A 25823-nucleotide genomic window follows, 5' to 3' on the forward strand; every position below is an offset into this window, starting at 1 on the left:
CGAGAACGGAAGCAACCGTTTCTCTTCGGCTCACGTCCAGTTGAGGGGAAGAACACCCCCGTGCCCCACCATCAGGATGTCCGGCCATTCTGATGGCGTACAAAGTCCGTCCGCCCGGTTGCCCCACCCTTTCTCGGCCCCCCTAGACTGAATGTCCGGCAGGTGGCTACACGCTCGAAAGGCGCACCCGTGTCCATCGGCAACTCTCCTGAAGACGACCACCCTTCAGACGACCGCCTCGCAGAGGACAGCCCCGCGGCCGAACGACCCGCGGAAGAGCCGCCCTCGATCGGTCACGTCCTTCGGCAGGCACGCGTGGACGCGGGACTGACCGTCGACGAGATCAGCACGTCCACCCGGGTGCGCATCCCGATCGTGCACGCGATCGAACAGGACGACTTCTCCCGCTGCGGCGGCGACGTGTACGCACGCGGGCACATCCGAACGCTGGCGCGCGCCGTCGGCATCGACCCCGCCCCCCTGGTCGCCCGGTACGACGCGGGCCACGGCGGCAGGCCGCCCGCGCCGACCCCGGCCGCGCCGCTGTTCGAGGCCGAGCGGATCCGCTCCGAGCCGCGCCGCCCGAACTGGACCGCCGCCATGGTGGCCGCCATCGCCGCCGTGATCGCCTTCGTGGGGTACACCGCCTTCAGCGGCGACGGCGACGACAGCGGCGACGGCCAGCAGGTCGCCGAGGGCTCCACGCCCAGCAAGGCCGCCGCCCCGAAGCCGAGCGGCAGCAAGCCCGCCGACCCCAAGCCCGACCCCTCGGACAGCGCTGTCGCCGGGGTGCCCCGGGACAAGGTGACCGTCAAGGTCGACGCCACCGACGGCCGCAGCTGGATCTCCGTGAAGGACCACAACGGCCGGCAGCTGTTCGACGGCCTGCTCAAGCAGGGCCAGACCAAGACCTTCCAGGACGACAAGAAGCTCGCCCTCGTCCTCGGCGACGCCGGCGCGATCAAGCTGTTCGTGAACGGAAAGCCGGTCGACAACGAATTCGAACCGGGCCAGGTCGAGCGCCTGACATACACGAAGGGTGACCCGGAAGTCGGCTGACCTGTCCCGTCCCGAGCGCCTGTCGCGATCACCAGGAACCCTGGCGGCGGGCGCCGACGCATGGACGAAGTAGTCTTGATTCCATGCCCGAACGCCGCACCGTCGCCCTTGTCACGCTTGGCTGCGCCCGTAACGAGGTGGACTCGGAGGAGCTCGCAGGCCGCTTGGAGGCGGACGGCTGGGACCTCGTGGAGGACGCCGAGAACGCGGATGTCGCCGTCGTCAACACCTGTGGCTTCGTCGAAGCCGCCAAGAAGGACTCCGTAGACGCCCTGCTCGAGGCCAATGACCTCAAGGGTCACGGCCGGACGCAGGCGGTCGTGGCCGTCGGCTGCATGGCCGAGCGCTACGGCAAGGACCTCGCCGAAGCGCTGCCCGAAGCCGACGGCGTCCTCGGCTTCGACGACTACGCCGACATCTCCGACCGCCTGCAGACCATCCTCAACGGCGGCATCCACGCCTCGCACACCCCCCGCGACCGCCGCAAGCTGCTCCCGATCAGCCCCGCGGAGCGCCAGGAGGCGGGCACAGAGGTCGCGCTGCCGGGCCACGCGCCCGTGGACCTGCCCGACGGCGTCGCGCCCGCCTCCGGGCCGCGTGCGCCCCTGCGCCGCCGTCTGGGGACCAACCCGGTCGCCTCGGTGAAGCTGGCCTCCGGCTGCGACCGCAGGTGCTCCTTCTGCGCCATCCCGTCCTTCCGCGGCTCCTTCATCTCGCGCCGCCCCTCGGACGTGCTCGGCGAGACGCGCTGGCTGGCCGAGCAGGGCGTCAAGGAGGTCATGCTGGTCTCCGAGAACAACACCTCGTACGGCAAGGACCTCGGCGACATCCGCCTCCTGGAGACGCTGCTGCCCGAGCTGGCCGCCGTCGACGGCATCGAGCGCGTCCGGGTCAGCTATCTGCAGCCCGCCGAGATGCGCCCCGGGCTCATCGACGTCCTGACGTCCACGGAGAAGGTCGCCCCGTACTTCGACCTCTCCTTCCAGCACTCCGCGCCCGGCGTGCTGCGCGCGATGCGCCGCTTCGGAGACACCGACCGCTTCCTGGAGCTCCTGGAGACCATCCGCGAGAAGGCGCCGCAGGCCGGTGTCCGCTCCAACTTCATCGTCGGCTTCCCCGGCGAGACCGAGGCCGACGTCACCGAGCTCGAGCGGTTCCTCACGGGCGCGCGGCTCGACGCCATCGGCGTCTTCGGGTACTCCGACGAGGAGGGCACCGAAGCGGCCACGTACGAGCACAAGCTCGACCAGGACACCGTCGACGAGCGGCTCGCGCGGGTCTCGCGGCTCGCGGAGGAGCTGACCTCCCAGCGCGCCGAGGAGCGCCTCGGCGAGCGCCTCGAGGTGCTGATCGAGGCCGTCGACGACGAGGACGGCGCCATCGGTCGCGCCGCGCACCAGGCGCCCGAGACGGACGGCCAGATCCGATTCGCGGACGCGACGGCTGGGGAGCCCTTGCACGTCGGCCGTATGGTCGTGGCAAAGGTGGTCGGTACGGAAGGCGTGGATCTGGTGGCGGAGCAGTGCGAGCTCCTGGGAGACGGGGCCGGAGCCGGCCCCGAGGGCCCCGGTGCGGGCCGGTCCCGGGGCGTCGGCGAAGGGACGGGCAGATGACCCAAGTCCCGGCATCCGCGGCGGGCGGCTCCGGCGCGCACGGCGCGAAGCCGGTGCGCGGCGGGAAGCTGGGCGCCGCGGCGGTCGACCAGGCCAGCCTGTGGAACGTCGCGAACCTGCTCACCATGGTCCGGCTGCTGCTCGTGCCCGGCTTTGTGATGCTGCTCCTCGGCAACGGCGGCTACGACCCGGCCTGGCGCTCGTTCGCCTGGGCGGCCTTCGCCATCGCCATGATCACCGACCTCTTCGACGGTCACCTCGCCCGCACGTACAACCTGGTCACGGACTTCGGGAAGATCGCCGACCCCATCGCCGACAAAGCGATCATGGGGGCGGCGCTGATCTGTCTGTCCTGGCTGGGCGATCTGCCCTGGTGGGTGACCGGCGTGATCCTCGGGCGCGAGCTCGGGATCACGCTGTTGCGCTTCTGGGTGATCCGCTACGGCGTGATTCCGGCCAGTCGCGGCGGCAAGATGAAGACGCTCGCGCAGGGCACGGCGGTCGGGATGTACGTCCTGGCGCTGACCGGCCCGCTCGCGACGCTGCGGTTCTGGGTGATGGCGGTCGCCGTCGTCCTCACCGTCGTCACCGGGCTCGACTACGTGAAGCAGGCCGTGGTGCTGCGCAGGCAAGGGATGGCGGCGAGCGCGGCGGCGCAGGAGGAGGCCGAGACCGACCCGGAGCCGGAGCGGGGGGCCGCGAAGTGATGTCCGGGGGGCCGGCGGGGGCCGATGCGGGCGCCTGGGCCGGTGATGAGGCCGGGGGTGCCGCCGAGGTGCTGCGGCTGCTCGCCGAGCGTGGTGAGACGCTGGCGGTCGCCGAATCCCTGACCGGCGGTCTCGTGGCCGCCGAGGTAACGTCGGTGCCGGGTGCCTCGCGGGTCTTCCGCGGGTCCGTGACGGCGTACGCGACGGAGCTGAAACGGGAAGTCCTCGGGGTCGACGGCGAGCTGCTCGCCGCCCGGGGGGCCGTGGACGGCGAGGTCGCCCTGCAGATGGCCGCCGGTGTGCGCGAGCTTCTCGGCGCGGACTGGGGGCTCGCCACGACGGGCGTCGCCGGACCCGATCCGCAGGACGGACAGGCGGTCGGGACGGTGTTCGTCGCGGTTGTGGGGCCTGGTTCCCGGCTTCGCTCTGAGGGGAATGTGGCCGGCCTGAGGTTGAACGGAATCCGTACGGAAATCCGTAGAGAGAGCGTACGCAGTGTGCTGGGACTGCTCCTTCGGCAGCTCTCCGGAGAACGCGTCAGGAACGAGCGGGCACAGGATACGGAACAGAACGGGGGGACTTGATGTTTGCAGCCCTGAGTGAACACGACATCGCTCCCCGCACGGCCGCCGCGCAAGGCGGTACGGTGGGGCGTGAAGGATGCGGCTACGCGGTCCGAGGAGGGAGCCACCGATGATTCTGCTCCGTCGCCTGCTGGGTGACGTGCTGCGTCGGCAGCGCCAGCGCCAGGGCCGTACTCTGCGCGAAGTCTCCTCGTCCGCCCGAGTCTCACTCGGCTATCTCTCCGAGGTGGAGCGGGGGCAGAAGGAGGCTTCCTCCGAGCTGCTTTCCGCGATCTGCGACGCGCTTGACGTACGGATGTCCGAGCTCATGCGAGAAGTGAGCGACGAGCTCTCGCTCGCCGAGCTGGCCCAGTCGGCAGCGGCTACGGAACCGGTGCGAGCACCGATGCGTCCGATGCTCAATTCCGTCTCGGTGACCGGTGTGCCACCGGAACGGGTGACCATCAAGGCGCCTGCGGAAGCGGTCGACGTCGTCGCCGCCTGACGTTCGGGCCCCTAACGCGCACAGAGAGCCCCGGCCGGGTCATCCGGCCGGGGCTTTCGCTGTGTTTCCGCCCACGTTTCCGGCTGTCGCTTCTGCCTGCTCCCACCGCCTGCTCGCACCGCCTGGGGCCTCTGCTCGTTGCCCCTGCCCCGTTGCTTCCGCTCGGTGCCCGAAGTGGCCGTGATGGTGGGCTTGCGCGATGGTTGATGGTGTTTTGAGCGGCACTGTTTGGACAACCGACAACCGACAGCCGAAGGCAGTCAAGACAGCCGAAGACAGTCAAGACGCGGAGGAAACGATGTACGTCGTGAAGAGCCCGTTGCCCGACGACGATCTGAAGACTGTGTCCGAGGCGCTGCAGGGTGCCCTCGTGGACCTCGTCGACCTGTCCCTGGTGGCCAAGCAGATCCACTGGAACGTGGTCGGCCCGCGCTTCCGCTCCGTACACCTGCAGCTCGACGAGGTCGTCGACACCGCCCGGCTGCACTCCGACACCGTCGCCGAACGCGCCTCCACCCTCGGTGTCTCGCCCGACGGGCGGGCCGGGACGGTGGCGTCGAGCAGCGGTATCGGCCAGGTTCCCGACGGCTGGGTCAAGGACACCGACGCCGTGGGAGCGCTCGTGGACGCGCTCGGAGCGGTGATCACGCGGATGCGGAAGCGGGTGGGTGCCACCGGCGACGCGGATCCGGTGAGCCAGGACATCTTCATCCAGATCACGGCTGATCTGGAGAAGCATCATTGGATGTTCCAGGCCGAGAACGGATAGGTCTGGCGGGGGCGCCTTGGGTGGGTGCCCGGGTGTCCGGGTGCCGGGGTGTCCGGATGCCCGGATTCCTGGGTGCCTGGGGCGTCCTGGTCTCCTCGACGGGTGCCTCTGCGGGGCCGTTGGCCGGGGCGGGGTGCCTCGCGCAGGGCCGGTGAATGTCTCGGCGGACCGGACGGGTCCGACCGGACCGTGTGCGGTGGCCGAGTGCTGTCCTGGCCGCTCGGCGGGGCGGCTGGGAATGTCGGTCCATGCGGATCACCTCCCGCGCGGGTGCTGCGTCGGCGCCGTGCGCTCATCGGATGCGGGGTGGAGTGGGGCGGGGGAGACTCGGAAAGCCCGCGTCCGGCCTTGGTCCGGGCGGGCTCCGTGTGTGGCCGTGCGGTCGGCCCGGCTCCTGGCGGGAGGTGAAAGCCGTGGCGGGGCGCATCGTGCGGTGGGCGCCGGCGCTGGGGCTCTCCGCGCTGTGGTGGTGGGCGGTCTTCCGGCTCGCCCTGGAGCCCGAGGCGGGGGTCCTTGAAGGGACCATCGCCGCCGGGGGGTGGGGGTTGAGTCTGCTGCCGGTGCACTGTGTGGCCAAGGCGCGGGCTGCGGGGGTTGCTGGGCGGGGGCGCGGACGGGGTCGCGGTCGGGGTCAGAGTGGTGATCGTGGTCGGGGTTCGGAGCGGGTACGGGGTGCGGGGTAGGCGAGGGTTAGGGCGTTTCTGATGGCTCTTGGTCGGCCGCCAGGGAGATCGTCGGCGCAACGGGAGCTGCCCCGCGAGGTGCTGCTCGCCCCGGCGCCCACACCCGTGACAGCCATCTGACGGTTTCAAGAGCCGTCAGAAACGCCCTAGGGCAGGGGTGTGGGTGTGGGTGTGGGTGAGGTCGAGGAGCCGGGCGGGGCGGGCCCGGGTCACCAAGGCATCGCGACGCCGCCGTTCGGGCGGAGGATCTGGCCCGTCGTGAACGACGACGCGTCCGACGCCAGGTGCAGTACGGCGTGCGCCACGTCCTCCGGTTCGCCGACCCTGCCCAGGGGCGACCTGCGGGCCAGGGCCGCCTCGGTCGCTGCCTGCGCCTCCTCCTCGTGGCGGTGCGTCATCGGCGTACGCGTCCATCCCGGAGCCACTGCGTTGACGCGGATGCCGTGCGCACCGACCTCCGTGGCCAGCGTCTTCGTCAGCTGTACGACGGCCGCCTTCGCCGAGGCGTAGCAGAGCAGGCCGGGGTGGCTGGTGTCGACGGCGCTCGACGCCATCGTCACGATGCTGCCGCCCGTACCCGCGTCGATCATCGCGCGGGCCGCCGCCTGGCACGTGTACAGCACTCCCTTGAAGTTCACGCCCAGGACCCGGTCCAGGTCCTCGTCGCGGGTCTCCAGGACGGGGCTGCTGTGCATGATCCCGGCGATGGCCGCCAGCACGTCCAGTCGGCCCGTCGTCGCGGCCGTCGCCGCCACGGCCTCCTCAACCTGCGCCTTGTCGGCCACGTCCAACGTGTACGTGAACGCCGTGCCGCCGTCCGCCTTGATGCGGGTCGCCGTCTCCTTCAGGCCTTGGGCGTCGCGGTCGGCGCAGTGCACGGCCGCGCCCGCCTCGGCGAGCAGTACGGCGGTGGCGCGGCCGATTCCGCTGGCGGCGCCTGTGACGAACGCGGTGCGGTCGGTGAGGTCGTACGCCGATAGGGGCATGGCGGGACCGTACGGCGATATCTGACGGGTCGTCAACTAGTCGGTATGTACGTGGTGCGTGGGGTTGTCCGGGGTGGGTGTTTCGGTCGGTGGGGTGGTTCCGCTCGGTCAGGGAGTGGGGCCCTGTTGGCAGGTCGGGCACCAGTACGTGGGGCGTCTGCGGGTGGGTTCGCCCTGGTCCGCCGAGCGCAGGGGGGTGCCGCAGCGCAGGCAGGGGCGGGGTGCGCGGCCGTACACGTACAGGCGCTGGCCGGGGCGGGTGCTGCCCGTCGTCGTACGCGCCGGGCGGTCGCGGTTGGCCTCTAGGAGCCTCTTCGCCAGGGGGGCGAGGCGGGTCGCCTTCTCCTCGGGCAGCTCGCCGATCGGGAGCCAGGGAGTGGCTCCGAGCAGGAAGCACAGTTCGCTTTTGTAGATGTTGCCGATGCCCGCGAGATTCCGCTGGTCCAGCAGCGCCTCGCCCAGGGCGCGCTCGGGGTCCGCGCGCAGGTTGCTCAGCGCCTGCTCGGGGTCCCAGTCGGGGCCCAGGAGGTCCGGGCCCAGGTGGCCCACCGCGCGGTGCTCGTCGGTCGTGCGGAGCAGTTCCAGGACCGGCAGGCGGTAGCCGACGGCCGTGTGGTCGGCGGTCGCGAGGACGGCGCGGATCTGGTGGGCGGGGCCCCCGCGCCAGCGTTCCTGCGGGGTGTACACGCGCCAGGAGCCGTCCATGCCCAGGTGTGAGTGCAGGGTCAGGCCGCCTTCCACGCGGGTGAGGAGGTGTTTGCCGCGTGCGGTTACGTCCAGGACGGTGCGGGTCGTGAGGTCGGTGGTGGCCAGCTTGGGGACGCGGAGGTCGGAGCGGGTGAGGGGGTGGCCGGCTAGGGCTGCGTGGAGGCGGTGGGCCGCCTGGTGGACGGTGTCTCCTTCGGGCATGGGGCCAGCGTTCCACTTTTGCTGGCGGGAGCGCCTTTGCTGGCGGGGGCGCCTTTGCTGGCGGGGGCGCCTTGGGTGGCGGGGGCGCCTTGGGTGGTGAGGGTGTGTGGGCGTGGGGGTGTGTGCTGGCCCCGGGGGCCGGGGTTGCTGTTTCTCGCCTCTTCTCCGGTGGTGGGGTGAGGTCCTCCCGCCTTCTCTCCGGTGGGGTGGTTGCGGTTCTCTCGCCTTCTCTCCGGTGGTGGGGCGGGGCCGTGCCGGTATGTCCGTGCTCGCGTGTGTGTCGTTCGGAACGTTTCGTGTACGTGCGTCGTGGTGGGCCGAGCTGCGCGCGGACATACCGGCACGTCCCCTCCGGTTCGGATGGCGGTGAGCGGTTCGGTGGGGGTGTCGCGTTCGGGCTTCGGGTCGGCTGGGGGTGTCTGCCTCTGCTGTGGGCAGCTGGGCCGCCCACAGGGGGATGGGGGTGCCCAAGCTCGAGTGAAGTCGACTGCTTCGGGGAGGTGGGCACAGTCCAGTCCGGCGGCGCCTGTGATGTTGGGGGAGGGCACGGACCCAGGCCCGGGGGTTCCTGGATGTGTGAGGGGAGAGGGGAGCTTGCGGCCCTCGGGGGCGGGGCTGGGGATGGGTCAGGCGCGGATGCGGAGGCCTCGGGGGGTGGCGTGGAAGCCGGATTGTTCCAGGAGGGGGGCGTGGGGGGATGTCAGGGCGGGGGAGCCGTTGATTCGTTCCACGGTGACTGTGCCCAGGGCTCCTGCCTTGGCCGCGGAGGCCAACGCTGACGCGGCCGCGGGCAGGCGGGGGTTCTCGGTCGAGCCGTCCGGTGTGGTGGTGGACCAGGCGAGCAGTGACTTGCCGCCCCGCTCCATGTAGAGGGTCAACTCGCCGTCCACCAGGACCACCAGGGACCCCGCCTTCCGGCCGGGCTTGTGGCCTGCCTCGGCCGGTGGTTCGGGCCAGGGCAGGGCGGCGCCATAGGCGTTGGCGGGGTCAGCGGCGGCCAGGACGACGGCCTGGGCGTCGGACGGCCGGGCACCGTCCCCGCGCTCACGGGCGTTGGCCCCGGCCCGCAGCCGGTCCACCGCGCCGTCCATCGCGAACTGCGCGGCCCCGAGGCCCTCCACCACGTAACCCCGCCGGGTCTGGCCGTTGTCCTCGAAGGCCGAGAGGACGCGATAGACCGCCGAGAAGCCGCCTTCCACGCCCTCGGCCCCGACCGCCCCGCGGGTCACCACGCCGTGTCGGTCGAGCAGCGTGCGGGCCAGGGCGTGGGCCCGCAGCGTCGGGTCGGGCTCACGGGCGGGCAGCAGGGACCAGCGGCCCGCGACCGTGGGCGGGCCGGTGCGGGAGGCGGGGCGGGCCGCGGCCGTCAGTGAGCCGTACCGCCCGCGTGGGATGCTGCGCTTCGCGCGGTGGGCCGTGGAACCAGCCGTGCGCCCCGACCCCAGGAGGGCGCGCATCGGGGCGAGCGTGTCGTTGGTGAGGCGGCCGGACCACGCCAGGTCCCAGACGGCGTCGGCGATTTGGGGGTCGGAGACGTCCGGGTGCGTGGTCGCGCGGATCTGGTCGGCGATCTGCCGGAAGAACAGGCCGTAGCCTCCGGAGAGGGTGTCCAGGGCGGACTGGTGGAGCGCGGTCAGCTCCAGAGGGTGCGGGGGCGGGAGCAGCAGCGGGGCCGCGTCCGCCAAGTACAGGCTGATCCAGCCGTCCTTGCCCGGGAGGGCTCCGGCACCCGCCCAGACCACCTCCCCGGCCGCCGTCAGCTCGTCGAGCATCGCGGGGGCGTACCCGGTGACCCGGGAGGGCAGGACCAGCTTCTCCAGGGCCGACGCCGGGACCGACGCGCCCTGGAGCTGCTCGACGGCGCGCACCAGGCCGTCGACGCCACGCAGGCCGTGGCCGCTCAAGTGCTGCCACTGGGGCAGGAATTGGGCGAGAGCGGCCGGTGGCACCGGTTCCAGTTCGTGCCGCAGGGCGGCAAGGGAGCGGCGTCGCAGTCGGCGCAGGACGGTGGCGTCGCACCACTCCTGGCCGATCCCGGCAGGGTGGAACTCCCCCTGTACGACACGGCCGCTGGCCGCCAGGCGGTGCAGGGCCCCGTCCGTGACCGCCGCGCCCAGGCCGAAGCGGGCGGCGGCCGCGGCGGACGTGAACGGGCCGTGGGTGCGGGCATAGCGCGCGAGGAGATCGCCCAAGGGGTCCTTGACGGGCTCGGTGAAGGCCTCCGGGACGCCGACCGGCAGCGCCGTGCCGAGCGCGTCCCGCAAGCGGCCCGCGTCCTCGATCGCCGCCCAGTGGTCGGCCCCGCCGACACGGACCCGGATGGCCCGGCGGGCGCCTGCCAGCTCCTCGGCCCACTCGGGCTCCGCGCCGCGCGCGGCCAGCTCGGCGTCGGTGAGCGGACCGAGGAGACGCAGCAGGTCGGCCACGCTTTCGGCGTCCTTGGCGCGGCGGTCGTCGGTGAGCCACTGGAGTTCCTGCTCCAGGGTGGCGAGGACGTCCGCGTCGAGGAGCTCGCGCAGCTCGGCCTGGCCGAGCAGTTCGGCCAGGAGACGGGAGTCCAGGGACAGGGCGGCGGCGCGGCGCTCGGCGAGCGGTGAGTCGCCCTCGTACAGGAACTGGGCCACGTACCCGAACAGCAGGGAGCGGGCGAAGGGGGACGGCTCCGGGGTGGTGACCTCGACGAGGCGGACGCGGCGGGACTCGATATCGCCCATCAGCTCGGTCAGGCCCGGTACGTCGAAGACGTCCTGGAGGCATTCCCTGACCGCCTCCAGGACGATCGGGAAGGAGCCGAACTCGCTGGTGACCTCCAGGAGCTGGGCGGCGCGCTGGCGCTGCTGCCACAGGGGCGTGCGTTTGCCGGGGCTGCGGCGCGGGAGCAGCAGCGCGCGGGCGGCGCACTCGCGGAAGCGGGAGGCGAACAGTGCCGAGCCGCCCACCTGGTCGGTGACGAGCCGGCCGACCTCGCCCTTGTCGAAGGCCACGTCTCCCGCGCCCACGGGTGCCTTCTCCGGGTCGAGCGTCGATTCCACGGAGGGGTCGAGGCCCGCCGGGTCCTGGTCGAGCAGGTCCAGGCCCATCAGGTCGGCGTCGGGCAGGCGCAGCACGATGCCGTCGTCGGCGTGCATGACCTGGGCGTCCATGCCGTACCGCTCGGTGAGGCGGGCGCCGAGGGCCAGGGCCCAGGGGGCGTGCACCTGGGCGCCGAACGGGGAGTGCACCACCACGCGCCAGTCGCCCAGCTCGTCGCGGAAGCGCTCCACCACGATCGTGCGGTCGTCCGGGATGTGGCCGCAGGCCTCGCGCTGCTCGGTGAGGTACGTCAAGACGTTGTCCGCGGCCCAGGTGTCGAGGCCCGCGGCGCGGAGGCGGGCGCGCGCGTCGTCCTGCGGGAGCGAGCCGACCTCGCGCAGGAACGCGCCGAGCGCACGGCCCAGTTCGAGCGGGCGGCCCAGTTGGTCGCCCTTCCAGAACGGCAGCCTCCCCGGGACGCCGGGGGCGGGGGAGACCAGGACGCGGTCGCGCGTGATGTCCTCGATGCGCCAGGAGCTCGTACCGAGCGTGAAGACGTCGCCCACGCGGGATTCGTAGACCATCTCCTCGTCGAGCTCGCCGACACGGCCGCCCCCCTTCTTCGGGTCGGCGCCCGCGAGGAAGACGCCGAACAGGCCGCGGTCGGGGATCGTGCCCCCGGAGGTGACCGCCAGGCGCTGTGCCCCCGGCCGCCCGGTGACGGTGCCCGCGACGCGGTCCCACACCACGCGCGGGCGCAGTTCCGCGAAGGCGTCGGAGGGATAGCGGCCGGCGAGCATGTCCAGGACGGACGTGAACGCCGACTCCGGGAGCGAGGCGAACGGTGCGGCACGGCGGACCAGGCTCAGCAGGTCGTCCACCTGCCAGCTGTCCAGGGCCACCATCGCGACGAGCTGCTGGGCAAGCACGTCCAGGGGGTTGGCGGGGACTCGCAGCGACTCGATGGCGCCCGTGCGCATCCGCTCCGTGACGACGGCGGCCTGGACCAGGTCGCCGCGGTACTTCGGGAAGACGACGCCCGTGGAGACCGCGCCCACCTGGTGCCCCGCGCGCCCCACCCGCTGGAGACCGGACGCCACGGAGGGCGGCGACTCGACCTGCACCACCAGGTCCACCGCGCCCATGTCGATGCCCAGCTCCAGGCTGGACGTGGCGACGACCGCAGGCAGGCGGCCCGCCTTCAGGTCCTCCTCGACCTGGGCGCGCTGCTCCTTGGAGACCGAGCCGTGGTGCGCGCGGGCGAGGACGGGCGGCGCGCCCTGCGCGGCGCCGGACTGCGCCATCACCTCCGCCGGGCTGTGGTCGTCCGGCAGAGCCTCGCCCGTCGCGCGCTCGTACGCGATCTCGTTGAGCCGGTTGCACAGGCGCTCCGCCAGGCGGCGGGAGTTGGCGAAGACGATCGTCGAGCGGTGCGCCTGCACGAGGTCGGCGATGCGCTCCTCCACGTGCGGCCAGATCGACGGTCGCTCCGCCCCCTGGTCGGAGTCCGCCACCGGCGAGCCGCCCAGCTCCCCCAGGTCCTCGACCGGCACCACTACAGAGAGGTCGAACTCTTTGCCCGACGTGGGCTGGACGATCTCCACCCGGCGCTGCGGCGACAGATACCGGGCGACCTCGTCCACGGGGCGGACCGTCGCCGACAGGCCGATGCGGCGGGCCGGGCGCTTCAGGAGCGCGTCCAGCCGCTCCAGGGACAGCGCCAGATGGGCCCCGCGCTTGGTGCCCGCGACGGCGTGCACCTCGTCCAGGATCACCGTCTCGATGCCCGTCAGCGCGTCCCGCGTGGCCGACGTGAGCATCAGGAACAGCGACTCCGGCGTCGTGATCAGGATGTCCGGCGGGCGCATGGCCAGGGCGCGGCGCTCGGCCGCGGGGGTGTCCCCGGAGCGGATGCCCACCCGCACCTCGGGCTCGGGCAGGCCGAGGCGCACGGACTCCTGGCGGATGCCCGTGAGCGGGCTGCGCAGATTACGCTCCACGTCGACCGCGAGGGCCTTCAGGGGCGATACGTACAGCACGCGGCAGCGCTGCTTGGGGTCGGCCGGGGTCGGGGTCGAGGCCAGCTGGTCCAGGGCGGCGAGGAAGGCGGCCAGGGTCTTGCCGGAGCCGGTCGGGGCGACCACCAGCACGTCCGAGCCCTCGCCGATCGCCCGCCACGCCCCGGCCTGGGCGGACGTGGGCGCGGAGAAGGCCCCCGAGAACCAGCCGCGGGTCGCGGGGGAGAAGCCGTCGAGGGCATCGTCGTGACTGCGTGCGGACCTGACCATGCCCCCATCGTGCACCTCGCCACTGACAATGGCTCCGACCTGCGAAAAAGGGCTTGCACCCGTGGCGCAGAATGGAGACATGGCTGGTTCGGCTGAGCAGGCGCGGCACTGGACGTACGCCGAGCTGCCCGGCGTCGACCTACTGCGCGCCCACTACGTCCGCAAGACGTTCTCGCGCCACACCCACGAGCACTTCGTGGTGGCGGCGATCCGCGAGGGCGTCGACGTGTTCCAGCACACCGGCGCCGACCGGCACGCGGGACCGGGAACCCTCGCCCTGATCAATCCCGACACCCCGCACACCGGCCGCGCCGGAGACCCCGACGGCTGGCGCTACGGAGCGGTCTACCCGGCCCCGGACGTCGTCGCCGCCATCGCCAGGGAGACGACGACCCTGCGCGGGACCCCCGGCTTCGTCCTGCCGGTGCTCGACGACCCGTACGCCGTGACCCTGGTCCACCGGGTGCTGCGGGCTGCGGAGGAGGGCAACGCGCTCGCCGCCGACACGTTCCTGCGGGTCGCCGTGACCCGGCTGCTGCGGTCGAACGGCGGCAACCTGCCGCAGCGCAGCGTGCGCTCCGCGGGCGCGCGGGTCGCGGCACGCGCGCGTGCCGTCCTGGAGGACCGGCTCGTCGACCCGCCGAGCCTGGAGCGTCTCGCCGCCGGTCTCGGCGTCAGCTCCTTCGCCCTGCTGCGGGCCTTCCGCGACGCGTACGGCATGCCGCCGCACGCTTGGCTCACCGACGCGCGCGTGCGGCGCGCCCGCCGCCTCCTGGACGCCGGTACGAGCCCCGCCGAGGCGGCCGTCGCCGTCGGCTTCACCGACCAGCCGCACCTCAACCGGCACTTCACGCGGATCGTCGGGGTGCCCCCGGGCGCCTATCAGCGGGAGCGCAAGAACGTACAAGACCCTCCCGACCCGCTCCTCGTAGCGTCCAGGGTGTGGCAGAGCGAACATCATCCCCAGACATACCCGGGTACTCCGAGGGAGCCCGTGACGTAGTCGGCCCTGCGGACAGCGCCGGGCCTGGTCCGGCCCGTCCCGACTCCGCTGTCGTCCGCGACGCCCTCGGCGTCGGCATCGCCGTCGGTCTCTCCGGCTTCGCCTTCGGGGTGACGGCGGCCGGCAGCGGCCTCACCGTGCTCCAGACCTGCGCGCTGAGCCTGCTGGCCTTCACCGGCGCCTCCCAGTTCGCCCTGGTCGGCGCGCTCGCCGGGGGCGGCAGCCCGTACACGGCCGCCGTGGGCGCCGTCTTCCTCAGCATGCGCAACGCCTTCTACGGGATCCGGCTCTCCCAACTGCTGGCCCTCCCGCGCGCGGTGCGTCCCCTCGCCGCCCACATGGTGATCGACGAGACGACGGCCGTCTCCCTGGCGCAGCAGGGGCGGCGCGCGGCACGCATCGGTTTCGTCGTCACCGGAGTCAGCCTCTACCTCCTGTGGAACCTCTCCACGTTCCTGGGCGCCCTCGGCGCGGAGGCCATCGGGGACACCAACACCTGGGGGCTCGACGCCGCCGGTCCCGCCGTGTTCCTCGCGCTGCTCGCGCCGATGGTGCGGACTGCTACGCAACGGGCGGTCGCTGCTGTCGCCGTCCTTCTGGGACTCGGACTGCTGCCGGTGCTGCCTTCGGGAGTGCCGGTCCTGGCCGCCGCCCTCGCCGTCCCGGCCGTCCTCTACGTAGAGGGCCGCAAACTGCAGCAGGCGCAGACCGGTCTCCCCCGAGCGGGAGGCGACTCCACCCCCGCGGACATCGCCCGCACCGCAGAGCCCGACAGCGCGCAAGGGGAAGACCGTTGAACATCTGGATCGCCATCGCTGTGACCGTCGTCGGCTGCTACGCCGTCAAGCTCGCGGGCCTGCTCGTCCCCGCGGGGGCCCTGGAGCGGCCGCTCGTCCAGCGCACGGCCGCCCTGCTGCCGGTGGCGCTGCTCGCCGCCCTCACGGCCCAGCAGGCCTTCGCCGACGGCCGGACGCTCGTGCTCGACGCCAGGGCGGCGGGCCTCGCCGCGGCCGCCGTGGCGCTGCTGCTGCGCGCGCCCTTCCTGGTGGTCATCGGGGCGGCCGTCGTCGTCACGGCGGGCGTGCGGGCCCTGGCGGGGTGAGCCGCGGCGGGCCCGCACAGCAGGCTTCGTGGTGCTCCCGGGCGGTCCGTCAGCCGATGGACCGCCCGTAGGCCCGCAGCGTGCGCAGGGACTCGACCGTGATGATCGGACGGCACTCCAGGGCCGTGCCCGGCGCCCACTGACGCCACCGGATCGGCCAACCGCCGTCTTCTTGTTGCTCGTTCGTGAGGAAGTCCAAGGAGCGCGCCACCTCGTCATCCGTGAACCACGCGCGGGCGAGCGATTCCGGCGCCTTCGCGAAGTCGTACGCGAAGTGGTGCTCCCCGGGGCCGTACCCCGGGGAGACCGGATTGGCGTCGGCGCGCTCCGGGTCGAGGACCGCCAGACGCTGTTCGCGGACCAGCCTGCCCAGCCGGTCGGCGGCCGCCTCCGCGCGCGGGCGGTCGGGCGCGCCGTCGAGGAAGGCGACGGCGGCCTGGATCTCGTACGGATGCGACTTCTCCAGGGACTCCACCGTCCGCCAGCAGAAGTCGGTGGCCCGGAACAGCCAGGCGTGCCACACCTCGTTGCGGTGCAGCAGACCCACCACAGGGCCGGTGGCGAGCAGTTCGCTGGGCGGGTCGTCCACCACGGGCACGAACGGCGCCGAGGGATAGCCGCGTTGGCTGGGATGGATCACAGGCAGCGCGCCGTCAGGGGTCGACACCGCGGTCAGATAGCGGCACACCCGCTCCACCCGCATGCCGCCGCAGCGCTGGATGGAGTCCAGGACGCGCAGCGCGTGCCCGGTGTGCAGCGGCTGGCTCACGGGACCGCGCAGATCGGGTTCGAGCGCGTGGCCGTACCCGCCGTCCTCGTTGCCGTACGCGGCCAGCGCGGTCTCCACCGCGTCGGCGCTCCCGGCGTCGCCGTCCAGGAAGTGGTACGCGAACCGTCGCTGCTCGAGCACGCGCGCGGTGAGCCAGACGAACTGCTCGGCGCGGCGCAGCGGGGAGGACGGCGACGACGGGGAGGAAGCGGCGTGCGGGGACGCTCCGTTTTCGGCCATGTTCCGAAGGTAGGGCGGAACGCGGCCGGGGGAAGCCCTCTGTGCCGGGCTGCACTCTCAGGGGCGCGATACTGGAGGCATGCGGTTGACGGTCTTCTGGCAGCGGATGGTGGCTCACTTCGGCGCGGGGTACGCCGAGACCTTCGCGCGCGATCATGTGATGACCGAGCTCGGCGGGCGCACGGTGCACCAGGCGCTGGACGCGGGCTGGGAGGCGAAGGACGTGTGGCGGGCGGTGTGCTCGGCCATGAACGTACCGGCCGAAAACCGCTGACACGGGGACCCACTGGTGTTGCCCTGCCGGGCGGGGCGAGCTTCACGCGCGCCGGGGGCGTGCCTCCACGCGCGCGTAGGGCTGTGAAAACCGGGGGCGGCGGCCGAATGTCCGCGGCGTGGGCGAGACTGGCACGGTGGCACCCACAGACGAGACCGCGCAGATCACCTCCGAGCCAGCACCGCCCGGCACCACCCCGCCCGCAGAGCCCCCCTCGGCGGAGCAGGCCCGTGGTACCGGCATGCCGCGCTGGCTGCCGCGCGCCATGGTGCTCGCGCTCGCGCTGGTCGCCTGTTTCCAGCTCGGCAGCTGGGCCTTCCACCAGCTCACCGGGCTGTTGATCAATATCTTGATCGCGTTCTTCCTGGCGCTCGCCGTCGAGCCCGCCGTGAGCTGGATGGCGGCGCGCGGTCTGCGCAGGGGCCTGGCCACGGGCGTGGTCTTCCTGGGCGTCATGATCGCGAGCGCGGGCTTCATCACCATGATGGGGTCCATGCTCGCGGGCCAGATCGTCGACATGGTCGAGGACTTCCCCGACTATCTGGACAAGGTCATCCGCTGGATCAACATGACCTTCGACACGGATCTGTCCCGGGTCGAGGTCCAGGACAGCCTCATCCACTCCGACTGGCTGCGGAAGTACGTCCAGAACAGCGCGAGCGGCGTCCTGGACGTCTCCGCGCAGGTGCTCGGCGGCCTCTTCCAGCTCCTGACGATCCTGCTGTTCTCGTTCTACTTCGCCGCCGACGGGCCGCGGCTGCGGCGCGCGCTGTGCTCCGTGCTGCCGCCCGCCAAGCAGGCCGAGGTCCTGCGCGCCTGGGAGATCGCGGTCAACAAGACCGGCGGCTACCTCTACTCCCGCGGTCTGATGGCGCTGATCTCCGGGATCGCGCACTACATCCTGCTCCAGGTCCTCGAAGTGCCCTACGCCCCCGTGCTCGCGGTGTGGGTCGGCCTGGTCTCGCAGTTCATCCCGACGATCGGCACCTACCTCGCGGGCGCCCTGCCGATGCTGATCGCCTTCACCGTGGACCCCTGGTACGCGCTGTGGGTGCTGATCTTCGTAGTGATCTACCAGCAGTTCGAGAACTACGTCCTGCAGCCCAAGCTCACCGCCAAGAGCGTGGACATCCACCCGGCGGTCGCCTTCGGGTCGGTCATCGCGGGCACGGCGCTCCTCGGCGCGGTCGGCGCCCTGATCGCCATCCCGGCGGTCGCGACGCTGCAGGCCTTCCTGGGGGCGTACGTGAAGCGGTACGACGTCACGGACGACCCGCGCGTGCACGGGCACCGGCGCCGTGACGGATCGCCCCTCCTCGCGCGCGTGCGGCGCCTGCTGACGGGCCCCGAGGACGAGGCCGGCCCGCGGTAGCGGAGCGCGCCTACGTCAGGCCGAGGCCCGCGTCGACGTCCGCCAGCTCGCAGCTCGCGGCCCACAAACGGGCCGCGACGGCGGGGTCGGCGATGTGCGCCGGTACCGGTTCGAGCCGTGGCCTGCCGCGCAGCCCGAAGACGCTCGGCCCCCACAACTGCCCTCCCCGCACCGCCGGGTCGAGGACCGCCCGCACGATGGGCCACGCGCCCGCGTCCTTGCCCTGGACCAACAGCCCGGCGGGCAGGCCGCGCAGCCGCTCACCGAAGCTCCGAGCGTGCACCGGCGGGCGGGCAGGGGTGAGGGAGTCCAGCGCGCCGCCGGGGTGGGCCACGACGCTGCGTACGGGGCTGTCGACGGCACGCAGGCGGCGGTCGAGCTCGAAGCCGAAGGACATCTGTGCCAGCTTCGACCTGCCGTAGGCCCGCTTCGGCCGGTAGTCGTGGGCGCACCGCAGATCGTCCAGGTCCAGCCGCTCGGACCGGGCCGCGAAGCTGCCGACCGTCACGACGCGGCCCGCCGGTGCCGCCGCGAGCAGCGGTGCGAGCCATCTGGTCAGCGCGAAGTGGCCGAGGTGGTTGGTGGCGAACATGAGCTCGTGGCCGTCCTCGGTCTCGCGACGCGGCGGATCGTCCAGGGCGATCCCGGCGTTGTGGACCACCGCGTCCAGACGGTCGAGTTCCCACGTGTCCACGGTGGACTTCAGGGACGTCGGTTCGGCGAGGTCCAGAGGTACGTGGTGCAGGCGGGCCCCGGGGACGTACGAGCGGATCGAGGCCATGGCGGCCTCGGCCTTCCGGGGGTCCCGGCTGCCGAGCACGATCAGGGCTCCGGTCGTGGCGAGCTGCTCCGCTACGAAGTAGCCGATACCGGCGTTGCCGCCGGTGACCAGGAAGGTCCGGCCCGGGGCTGGCGGCAGCTCATGGACGTCCCACGGCTGGGGCTCGCGTGATCGGGCTGGTGACGACACAGCGGCATGCTCCTTGCGCTCGGGCGACGCTCCCTGGGGCGCCACCGACTCGTCCACCGTCGCAGCCGCTGCCGACATCCCGGCGACGGTTCGACATCACCGCCGACAAGCTGCCGACATCCCTCTCCGGAGTGGCGGGAGGGATGTCGGACGGTGCGCCCGGGGTCGTCACCGGGCCGATGACGGTGCCACCGGGGTGGTGGTGCTGAGCTGACGGTGTCGCCAAGCTGATGGTGCCGCCCGGCTGGCGCTGGCCACCGCCCTGCCTGTGCCGCCGACCGGAGGGTCAGCCCTCCCGTCAGCCGGCGAGCGGTTCGCCCGTCTCCAGCAGGCTCTTCAGGCTGGAGAGGATGGCCGGCCAGCCCTGGCTGCACATCGCGTGCAGCGCGCCGTCGGGGTCGAATTCGTGGGTGACGGTCAGCTTGACCTGGTCGCCGTGGGGCTCGAGGTCGAAGGTGACCTCGGAACGGCGCTCCGCGGCGAGCTGGGCGCGCGTCTCCTCGCTGATGCCGTTGGCCTGCGCCCACTCGGGGGTGAAGGTGTGCCAGGTGTACGACAGCCGGCTGTGCGGCTCGTAGGCGAGGACGACCTGCTCGGGGTGTTCGGTGACGCTGCCGCCGACCTCATTCCAGGCCATGGGGGATCCCTTGGTCCAGTCGGTCCGGAAGCTGATGCCCCAGTAGCGGTTGGTGAAGGCCGGGTCGATCAGGGCCTGCCAGAGCCGCTCGGGGGTGGTGCGGATGTATGTCGTGTAGACGAAGGTCTTGGTGTCCATGGGAGGTTGCTCCAGTGCTCTCTTCAGGTCCGCGAGCGCGTTGACCCGCCCGCGGTCGAATTGGCTGATCCATCGCTCCGCGATGGCGTTGATCGGAGCGGCGTTCAAGTAGTGCAGCTTCTCCCGCCCCTGTCGCACCGTGGTCACCAGCTCGGCCGCCTCCAGCACGGCCAGGTGCTTGCTGACCGACTGCCGGGCCATGTCCAGTCCCGCGCACAGCTCCCGCAGGGTCTGCCCGTTGCGGTCCCGGAGCCGGTCCAGTAGCCGACGGCGACTGGGATCGGCCAGCGCCTTGAACACCGCGTCCATGAGTCCGCCACCCTCAGTCATGCACCCATGTGGCTGCCTTTTCATAATGGGCAGCCATTTGGCTGCATGTCAAGCAGAGGTCGCGGCCGCCTCTTGAGGAAGATGCGGCAACGATGTCGAGAACGGCCTGGCGGCTTCGTCTCAACGGCGGGGCCCCGGGCGGCCGCAGTCGTGTCGAGCTGGCGATGTTCCACGCGTCGAGGTCCAGGGCGCCGAACTCGTCGGCGAGCTGGCGGGCGGGGGTGGCTACCCGCCCTGCTGCCTCCGCGGCCGAGGGCGTCGTCGCCGGGCTGGCCGGGCGACTCGGCTGAAGCCCGCCGACGGATCGCCGCGTGGTGCGCTTGACAGCAAAATCGAACATCCATTCATATAGGGGTTCCGGTGGCGCGTTCCCGGGGGTTCACGGGGGTATCCCCGGGCTTCGCCGGTGGATCGAGGAGGGCGGATCGCCCGGAGTTATCCACAGGCCGGGCGGGCGTCGGGGCGCATTGTCAGTGGCAGGCGTTAGCGTCTTTGACGTGAAGCGATCGACTCAAGCAAATCGGGTGGAACCCATGGCAGGAACCGACCGCGAGAAGGCGCTCGACGCCGCGCTCGCACAGATTGAACGGCAATTCGGCAAGGGCGCAGTGATGCGCATGGGCGAGCGGCCGAACGAGCCCATCGAGGTCATCCCCACCGGGTCGACCGCACTCGACGTCGCACTCGGCGTCGGCGGGATCCCCCGCGGCCGTGTGGTGGAGGTGTACGGCCCGGAGTCCTCCGGCAAGACGACCCTCACCCTGCACGCCGTGGCCAACGCCCAGCGGGCCGGTGGCGCGGTGGCCTTCGTGGACGCCGAGCACGCCCTCGACCCGGAGTACGCCAAGAAGCTCGGCGTGGACATCGACAACCTCATCCTGTCCCAGCCGGACAACGGTGAGCAGGCGCTCGAGATCGTCGACATGCTCGTCCGCTCCGGCGCCCTCGACCTGATCGTCATCGACTCCGTCGCCGCCCTGGTGCCGCGCGCGGAGATCGAGGGCGAGATGGGTGACTCGCACGTGGGTCTGCAGGCCCGCCTGATGAGCCAGGCGCTCCGGAAGATCACCAGCGCGCTCAACCAGTCCAAGACCACCGCGATCTTCATCAACCAGCTCCGCGAGAAGATCGGCGTGATGTTCGGCTCCCCGGAGACCACGACCGGTGGCCGGGCGCTGAAGTTCTACGCCTCGGTGCGCATGGACATCCGCCGCATCGAGACCCTCAAGGACGGCACGGACGCGGTGGGCAACCGCACCCGCGTCAAGGTCGTCAAGAACAAGGTCGCGCCGCCCTTCAAGCAGGCCGAGTTCGACATCCTCTACGGCCAGGGCATCAGCCGCGAGGGCGGCCTGATCGACATGGGCGTGGAGCACGGCTTCGTCCGCAAGGCCGGTGCCTGGTACACGTACGAGGGCGACCAGCTCGGCCAGGGCAAGGAGAACGCCCGCAACTTCCTCAAGGACAACCCCGACCTCGCCAACGAGATCGAGAAGAAGATCAAGGAGAAGCTGGGCGTCGGCGTGCGTCCGGAGACCCCGGCGGAGCCGGGCGCGGACGCCGCGGTCACCGTCGCCCCCGCGGACGAGGACGCCGCCAAGACGGTGCCCGCCCCCGCGGTCAAGGCCACCAAGTCCAAGGCCACGGCGGCCAAGAGCTAGGCCATGACGCGACGAACCGACTGGGCGGACCGCGCCGACCCCACGGGGCGAAGCCGCCCCGAGGCCGTCGGCCCGGACGGCCGCACCCCGGACGGTGTCGCCCCGGGAGTCCCGGGTGACGACGAGAGCGGCGGCCCCCACGGCGGCGGTCGTGGCGGCAGAAGCGGTCGCGCCGGTGGCCGTCGGCGGCGCGGCGGCTTCGGCGGCCAACAGGACAGCGGTTCCCCGTCCTCGTCGAGGGCCGAGGACGGGGAACCGCCCACGGGGGACCCGGCTGAGCGGGCGCGGGGCATCTGCCTGCGCCTGCTCACCGGGACCCCGCGCACGCGCAGACAACTCGCCGACGCGCTGCGCAAGCGGGAGATCCCCGACGACGTGGCGGAGGAAGTGCTGTCCCGCTTCGAAGAGGTCGGCCTCATCAACGACGAGGCCTTCGCGGACGCATGGGTCGAGTCCCGGCACCACGGCCGGGGCTTGGCGCGGCGGGCGCTCGCGCGGGAGCTGCGCACGAAGGGCGTGGACTCGGCGGTGATCGACGAGGCCGTCGGGCAGTTGGACGCGGACCAGGAAGAAGCCACCGCCCGCGAGCTCGTCGCCCGCAAGCTCCGCTCCACCCGCGGCCTCGACCGGGACAAGCGACTCCGTCGCCTTGCGGGCATGCTCGCCCGCAAGGGGTATGCGGAAGGCATGGCGCTCCGGGTCGTGCGCCAGGCACTGGAGGAAGAGGGGGAGGACACCGAGGAGTTGGGGTACGAAACGTACTGACCTGCGATTCCGGCCAGGGGGTGGGGCTGTCCCCACCCTGAAGATGCCGGGTCACCTCAGTGCACAGGGAACTGTGCACAGGCGACTGTGTACGCATGGCTCAGGACAAGAGCACCACTGACGACGACGCCGCGCACGGTGACGGCAGTGCCTCCGAGCGCGGCACCGCTGAGCCACTGGAGAGCGGCACCCTCGCTGAGGCACCCGAGCGTGGCGCCTCCACGAGCAGCCAACTCCCGGCCGCGCCCCAGGAGCTGACCGACCTCCGCGCCCTCAAGGCGCTCGCGCAGCCCCGGCGGCAGCAGATGCTGCAGCACCTCACCGTGCACGGGCCGGCCACCTCCGCGACGCTGGCGCGCGCCCTCGGCCTGAACACCGGGGCCACCAGCTACCACCTCCGCGAACTGGCTCGGTACGGCTTCGTCGAGGAGACGCCGGGCCCCGGGCGCGGCCGGGAACGTTGGTGGCGCCTGATCCCGGGCGACCGTCGCTTCCCGCCCCGCAGTCGGCAGAGCACCGAGATGCGGCTCGTCATGGACGAGCTGAACCAGCACGCGTACGCCGCCGACCTCGAACTCTTCGCGCAGCTCCAGCGGGAGACCGACGCCGCCGAGGCGGACGAGTGGGCCGACGCCTTCCCGTACTCACGCGGCACGATGCGACTCACGGTGGCCGAACTCCGGGAGTTCTTCGAGGAGTACATCGCGCTCCTCAACCGCTACAAGCGCCCCGACGCCGACACCCCGCCCGGCGCGCGCACGGTACTCACCCGCCTCCTTGCCTTCCCGACCCCGGTGACCGGCGAGGCTGCCGACAACGGAACCCCCGACAACGGAACCGCCGACAACCGAAAAGGTCCCGAAACGCCATGATGCTGCGCTACGCACTGCAGACGATCCGGGACCGCAAAGGCGGATTTCTCGGCGCGTTCGTCGCGTTGATGTGCGCCGCCGCGCTCATTACCGCCTGCGGCACGCTCCTGGAGACAGGCCTACGCGGCACCATCCGCACCGAGCGCTACGCCGCCGCCCCCGTGATCGTCTCCGCGGACCAGAACGTTCACAAGACGACGGTGAAGCACAAGAAGGGCAAGACCAAGGTCAAGCACAAGGCCAAGCCGATCGCCGAGCGGGCCTGGCTGCCGGACGACGTCACGCAGCGGCTCAAGGGAGTCCCCGAGGTCGGCAAGGTGGTGCCCGAACTCACCTTCCTGGCCGAGCCGTTGACGCCCGATGGGGCGCGTGACGCGAGCCGTCCCGCGTACGGCCACGCCTGGACGTCGGCCGCCCTCACGCCGTTCCGGCTCGTCGACGGCCGGGCCCCGCGCGCCGACACCGACCTCGTCGTCGACCGCGGCCTCGCCGACCGCGCCGGACTCAAGCCCGGCGACCGCCTCACCGTGCAGTCGACGCGAGCCCCGCGCGCGTACCGCGTCACGGGCATCGCCACCCCCGGCCAAGCCAACGGCAGCGGCGGCGATGACGCGCTCGCGCACCAGACCGCGCTCTTCTTCTCCGCCCAGGAGGCGCAGCGGCTCGCCGCGCACCCGGGCAAGGTCACCGCCGTCGGCGTAGTACCGGCCAAGGGCATAGCCGCCGACCAGCTCAAGGCGGCCGTCAAGAAGGCGCTCAGCGGTACGACCGCGCAGGTCAGCGCCGGTGGTGACCGGGGTCCCGTCGAGTTCCTGGACGCCGCGGGTGCGCGCGTGCGGCTGGTCAGCATCGGCGGCGCGATGGGCGGCACCTCGCTGCTCGTCGCCGTCCTCGTGGTCGTCGGCACCTTCACGCTCTCCGTCCAGCAGCGTCACCGCGAACTGGCCCTGCTGCGCGCCATCGCCGCGAGCCCGAAGCAGATCCGCCGCTTGCTCGGCCGTGAGGCGCTGGTGGTCGGAGCGGCCGGGGGTGTGCTCGGCGCGCTCGCTGGAATCCCGCTCGGCGGGCTGCTGTACGACGAGTTCGTGTCCCGCGGCGCCGTCCCGGCGACCCTCGACCGCGTCGTCAGCCCCTTCCCGCCGCTCGTCGCCGTCGCCGCGACGCTCCTGGGTGCCTGGGCCGCCGCCCGTCTCTCCGCGCGCCGCATCGCGCGGATCCGTCCGGGCGAGGCTCTCGCGGAGGCACGCGTGGAGCCCGCCAGGCCCTCCTGGGTCCGGATCGGCGCGGGTCTCGTCCTCCTCGCCGGCGGTATCGTCCTCGTCGCCGTCCTCGGCATCCTGCGCACCGAGGCCGCCTCGACTCCCGTCACCTTCCTGGCCGTTGTCGTCCTCGCCACTTCCGTCGCCCTGCTCGGGCCGCTCATCGTGAAGGCGGCCGCCGCCCTCCTCTCCGGCCCGCTGCGCCTGTCCGGCCCCGGCGGCCGTCTCGCGCACGCCAACCTGCGTGGCAACGCGGCCCGGATGGCCGCCGCGGTCACCCCCCTCGTCCTGCTCATCGGCATGACCTGCACCGTCCTGTTCGTCCAGCCCACGCTCGACGCCGCCGCCACCGCCCAGGCCCGCGACGGCGTCCGCGCGGACTGGGTCCTGACCGCACGGGGGCCGGGCGTGCCGGGGCAGGCCGCCGGGCAGCTGCGGACCGCCGCGGGCGTCGACGCCGTCACCGAGGTCGTCCGGACGACCGTGCGCGTCGGGCTCGACAAGTACCCGGCGCAGGGCGTGACCCCGGCGGGGCTCGGCCGCACCTGGGACCCGGACGTCACCGCGGGCTCGCTGACGTCCTTCGGCGCGGGCGACGTCGCCCTCAGCGAGGTCGCCGCCGACCGGCTCCACCTGAAGCCGGGCAGCAGCCTCAAGCTCACGCTCGGCGACGGCACCCCGACGGCCCTGAAGGTCACCGCCGTCTACGCGCGCGGGCTCGGCTTCGGCGATCTGACCATGGCCCACGAACTGGTCGCCCGCCACGTCGACAACCCGCTCGCCGCCACGGTCCTCGTCAAGACCGACCGTACGAAGGACCAACTCGCGGCGGCCCTCGCGAAGTTCCCGGGCGTACGCGTCCAGTCACCCGACGCGGTCGGCACCCTCCAGGCCGAGCGCGGGCAGGCGAACGCCGAGGTGAACCACGTGGCCATGGGCCTGATCCTGGCCTTCACCGCGATCGCCGTCGTCAACACGTTCGCCATGTCGGTCTCCGAACGCGTCCGGGAGTTCGCGCTGCTCCGCCTCGTCGGTGCGACGCGCCGCCAGGTCCTGCGCATGCTGCGCACCGAGGCCCTCGCGGTGCTGCTCCTCGCGACCGTGCTCGGCAGTGGCATCGCACTCGCCGTCCTGACCGGCTTCAGCGTCGGCATGACCGGCACGGCCGCACCGACCGTCCTGCCCCTCGTCCTTGTGACCGTGGTCGCCCTCGCCGGACTGCTCGCCCTGGCGGCGACGGCACTGCCGGGCCGGGCCGCCCTGAAGCCGCGTCCCGTCACCGTCGCGACGGCGAGGGAATGACAGTCAAGGAGTGACGGCCAAGAGGTGAAAGCCAA

At 72.3% G+C, this 25823-nt stretch carries 21 protein-coding genes; 15 read left to right on the forward strand and 6 right to left on the reverse strand.

Translation table 11 applies throughout. The features are described 5' to 3' along the window. The first annotated feature begins 189 nt into the window (after positions 1-189). The 6 genes from IE274_RS31390 to IE274_RS31415 all read left to right on the forward strand — a co-directional run bounded on the left by IE274_RS31390 (position 190) and on the right by IE274_RS31415 (position 5216). Positions 190-1059, forward strand: a complete 870-nt coding sequence (locus IE274_RS31390; protein WP_190119329.1) for a helix-turn-helix domain-containing protein — start codon at positions 190-192, stop codon at positions 1057-1059. An 83-nt stretch (positions 1060-1142) separates the two neighbouring features. Continuing rightward, complete coding sequence (rimO, locus tag IE274_RS31395; RefSeq protein WP_190119330.1) at positions 1143-2672, forward strand: 30S ribosomal protein S12 methylthiotransferase RimO; 1530 nt, start codon at positions 1143-1145, stop codon at positions 2670-2672. Then, positions 2669-3379, forward strand: a complete 711-nt coding sequence (pgsA, locus tag IE274_RS31400) for a CDP-diacylglycerol--glycerol-3-phosphate 3-phosphatidyltransferase (RefSeq protein WP_190119331.1) — start codon at positions 2669-2671, stop codon at positions 3377-3379. Before rimO ends, pgsA begins: the two co-directional genes overlap by 4 nt. Then, positions 3379-3963, forward strand: a complete 585-nt coding sequence (locus tag IE274_RS31405; RefSeq protein WP_190119332.1) for a CinA family protein — start codon at positions 3379-3381, stop codon at positions 3961-3963. The genes pgsA and IE274_RS31405 overlap by 1 nt, the downstream gene beginning before the upstream one ends. A 109-nt stretch (positions 3964-4072) precedes the next feature. Further along, a complete protein-coding gene (locus tag IE274_RS31410) occupies positions 4073-4447 on the forward strand; it encodes a helix-turn-helix domain-containing protein (RefSeq protein ID WP_030362858.1) in 375 nt (124 codons plus the stop codon). A 298-nt stretch (positions 4448-4745) separates the two neighbouring features. Continuing rightward, positions 4746-5216, forward strand: coding sequence for a Dps family protein (locus IE274_RS31415; protein ID WP_190119333.1), 471 nt, complete (start codon positions 4746-4748; stop codon positions 5214-5216). Between the two features lie 892 nt (positions 5217-6108). On the opposite strand, the gene IE274_RS31420 is transcribed toward IE274_RS31415, so the two are convergent. From IE274_RS31420 to IE274_RS31430, 3 genes are all read right to left on the reverse strand, one after another. Further along, positions 6109-6885: an SDR family NAD(P)-dependent oxidoreductase gene (locus IE274_RS31420; protein WP_190119334.1), complete on the reverse strand. Its 777-nt coding sequence runs from the start codon at positions 6883-6885 to the stop codon at positions 6109-6111. Between the two features lie 108 nt (positions 6886-6993). Beyond that, positions 6994-7794: an Fpg/Nei family DNA glycosylase gene (locus IE274_RS31425; RefSeq protein ID WP_190119335.1), complete on the reverse strand. Its 801-nt coding sequence runs from the start codon at positions 7792-7794 to the stop codon at positions 6994-6996. Positions 7795-8420: 626 nt separating this feature from the next. Beyond that, a complete protein-coding gene (locus tag IE274_RS31430; RefSeq protein ID WP_190119336.1) occupies positions 8421-13094 on the reverse strand; it encodes an ATP-dependent helicase in 4674 nt (1557 codons plus the stop codon). A gap of 79 nt (positions 13095-13173) precedes the next feature. Here IE274_RS31430 and IE274_RS31435 point away from each other — a divergent pair, with 79 nt between their 5' ends. Genes IE274_RS31435 through IE274_RS31445 form a run of 3 tightly spaced genes read left to right on the forward strand, consistent with a single transcriptional unit; the run spans position 13174 to position 15199 of the window. After that, complete coding sequence (locus tag IE274_RS31435) at positions 13174-14097, forward strand: AraC family transcriptional regulator (RefSeq protein ID WP_190119337.1); 924 nt, start codon at positions 13174-13176, stop codon at positions 14095-14097. Beyond that, entirely contained in the window at positions 14037-14894 is an 858-nt protein-coding gene (locus IE274_RS31440; protein ID WP_190119338.1) for an AzlC family ABC transporter permease, read from the forward strand. The genes IE274_RS31435 and IE274_RS31440 overlap by 61 nt, the downstream gene beginning before the upstream one ends. Continuing rightward, positions 14891-15199 (forward strand): AzlD domain-containing protein, encoded by a 309-nt coding sequence (locus tag IE274_RS31445; protein ID WP_190119339.1) that lies wholly within the window; start codon positions 14891-14893, stop codon positions 15197-15199. The genes IE274_RS31440 and IE274_RS31445 overlap by 4 nt, the downstream gene beginning before the upstream one ends. Positions 15200-15248: 49 nt before the next feature. Here IE274_RS31445 and IE274_RS31450 read toward each other — a convergent pair whose 3' ends face one another. Beyond that, positions 15249-16208 (reverse strand): hypothetical protein, encoded by a 960-nt coding sequence (locus IE274_RS31450; protein ID WP_190119340.1) that lies wholly within the window; start codon positions 16206-16208, stop codon positions 15249-15251. A 79-nt stretch (positions 16209-16287) separates the two neighbouring features. Between IE274_RS31450 and IE274_RS31455 the strand changes: the two genes are divergently transcribed. Both IE274_RS31455 and IE274_RS31460 read left to right on the forward strand, forming a co-directional pair. Further along, positions 16288-16482 (forward strand): DUF3046 domain-containing protein, encoded by a 195-nt coding sequence (locus IE274_RS31455; RefSeq protein WP_190119341.1) that lies wholly within the window; start codon positions 16288-16290, stop codon positions 16480-16482. 136 nt (positions 16483-16618) lie between these two features. Beyond that, the gene (locus tag IE274_RS31460) at positions 16619-17854 is read left to right on the forward strand and encodes an AI-2E family transporter (protein ID WP_190119342.1); all 1236 of its coding nucleotides are present in this window, start codon (positions 16619-16621) and stop codon (positions 17852-17854) included. A 10-nt stretch (positions 17855-17864) separates the two neighbouring features. On the opposite strand, the gene IE274_RS31465 is transcribed toward IE274_RS31460, so the two are convergent. Both IE274_RS31465 and IE274_RS31470 read right to left on the reverse strand, forming a co-directional pair. Then, positions 17865-18824, reverse strand: coding sequence for an SDR family NAD(P)-dependent oxidoreductase (locus tag IE274_RS31465; protein ID WP_229909953.1), 960 nt, complete (start codon positions 18822-18824; stop codon positions 17865-17867). 298 nt (positions 18825-19122) lie between these two features. Continuing rightward, complete coding sequence (locus IE274_RS31470) at positions 19123-19908, reverse strand: ArsR/SmtB family transcription factor (protein ID WP_190119470.1); 786 nt, start codon at positions 19906-19908, stop codon at positions 19123-19125. 554 nt (positions 19909-20462) lie between these two features. Here IE274_RS31470 and recA point away from each other — a divergent pair. The 4 genes from recA (at position 20463) to IE274_RS31490 (ending at position 25788) form a co-directional block, all read left to right on the forward strand. Beyond that, positions 20463-21590 (forward strand): recombinase RecA, encoded by a 1128-nt coding sequence (recA, locus tag IE274_RS31475; protein WP_190119344.1) that lies wholly within the window; start codon positions 20463-20465, stop codon positions 21588-21590. 3 nt (positions 21591-21593) lie between these two features. After that, the gene (gene recX, locus IE274_RS31480; protein ID WP_190119345.1) at positions 21594-22355 is read left to right on the forward strand and encodes a recombination regulator RecX; all 762 of its coding nucleotides are present in this window, start codon (positions 21594-21596) and stop codon (positions 22353-22355) included. Positions 22356-22450: 95 nt separating this feature from the next. Then, positions 22451-23227: a winged helix-turn-helix domain-containing protein gene (locus IE274_RS31485; protein WP_229909943.1), complete on the forward strand. Its 777-nt coding sequence runs from the start codon at positions 22451-22453 to the stop codon at positions 23225-23227. Beyond that, positions 23224-25788, forward strand: coding sequence for an FtsX-like permease family protein (locus tag IE274_RS31490; RefSeq protein ID WP_190119346.1), 2565 nt, complete (start codon positions 23224-23226; stop codon positions 25786-25788). Before IE274_RS31485 ends, IE274_RS31490 begins: the two co-directional genes overlap by 4 nt. Positions 25789-25823 lie beyond the last annotated feature (35 nt).

This window comes from Streptomyces flavofungini, from assembly GCF_014650815.1.
Classification (GTDB): domain Bacteria; phylum Actinomycetota; class Actinomycetes; order Streptomycetales; family Streptomycetaceae; genus Streptomyces; species Streptomyces flavofungini.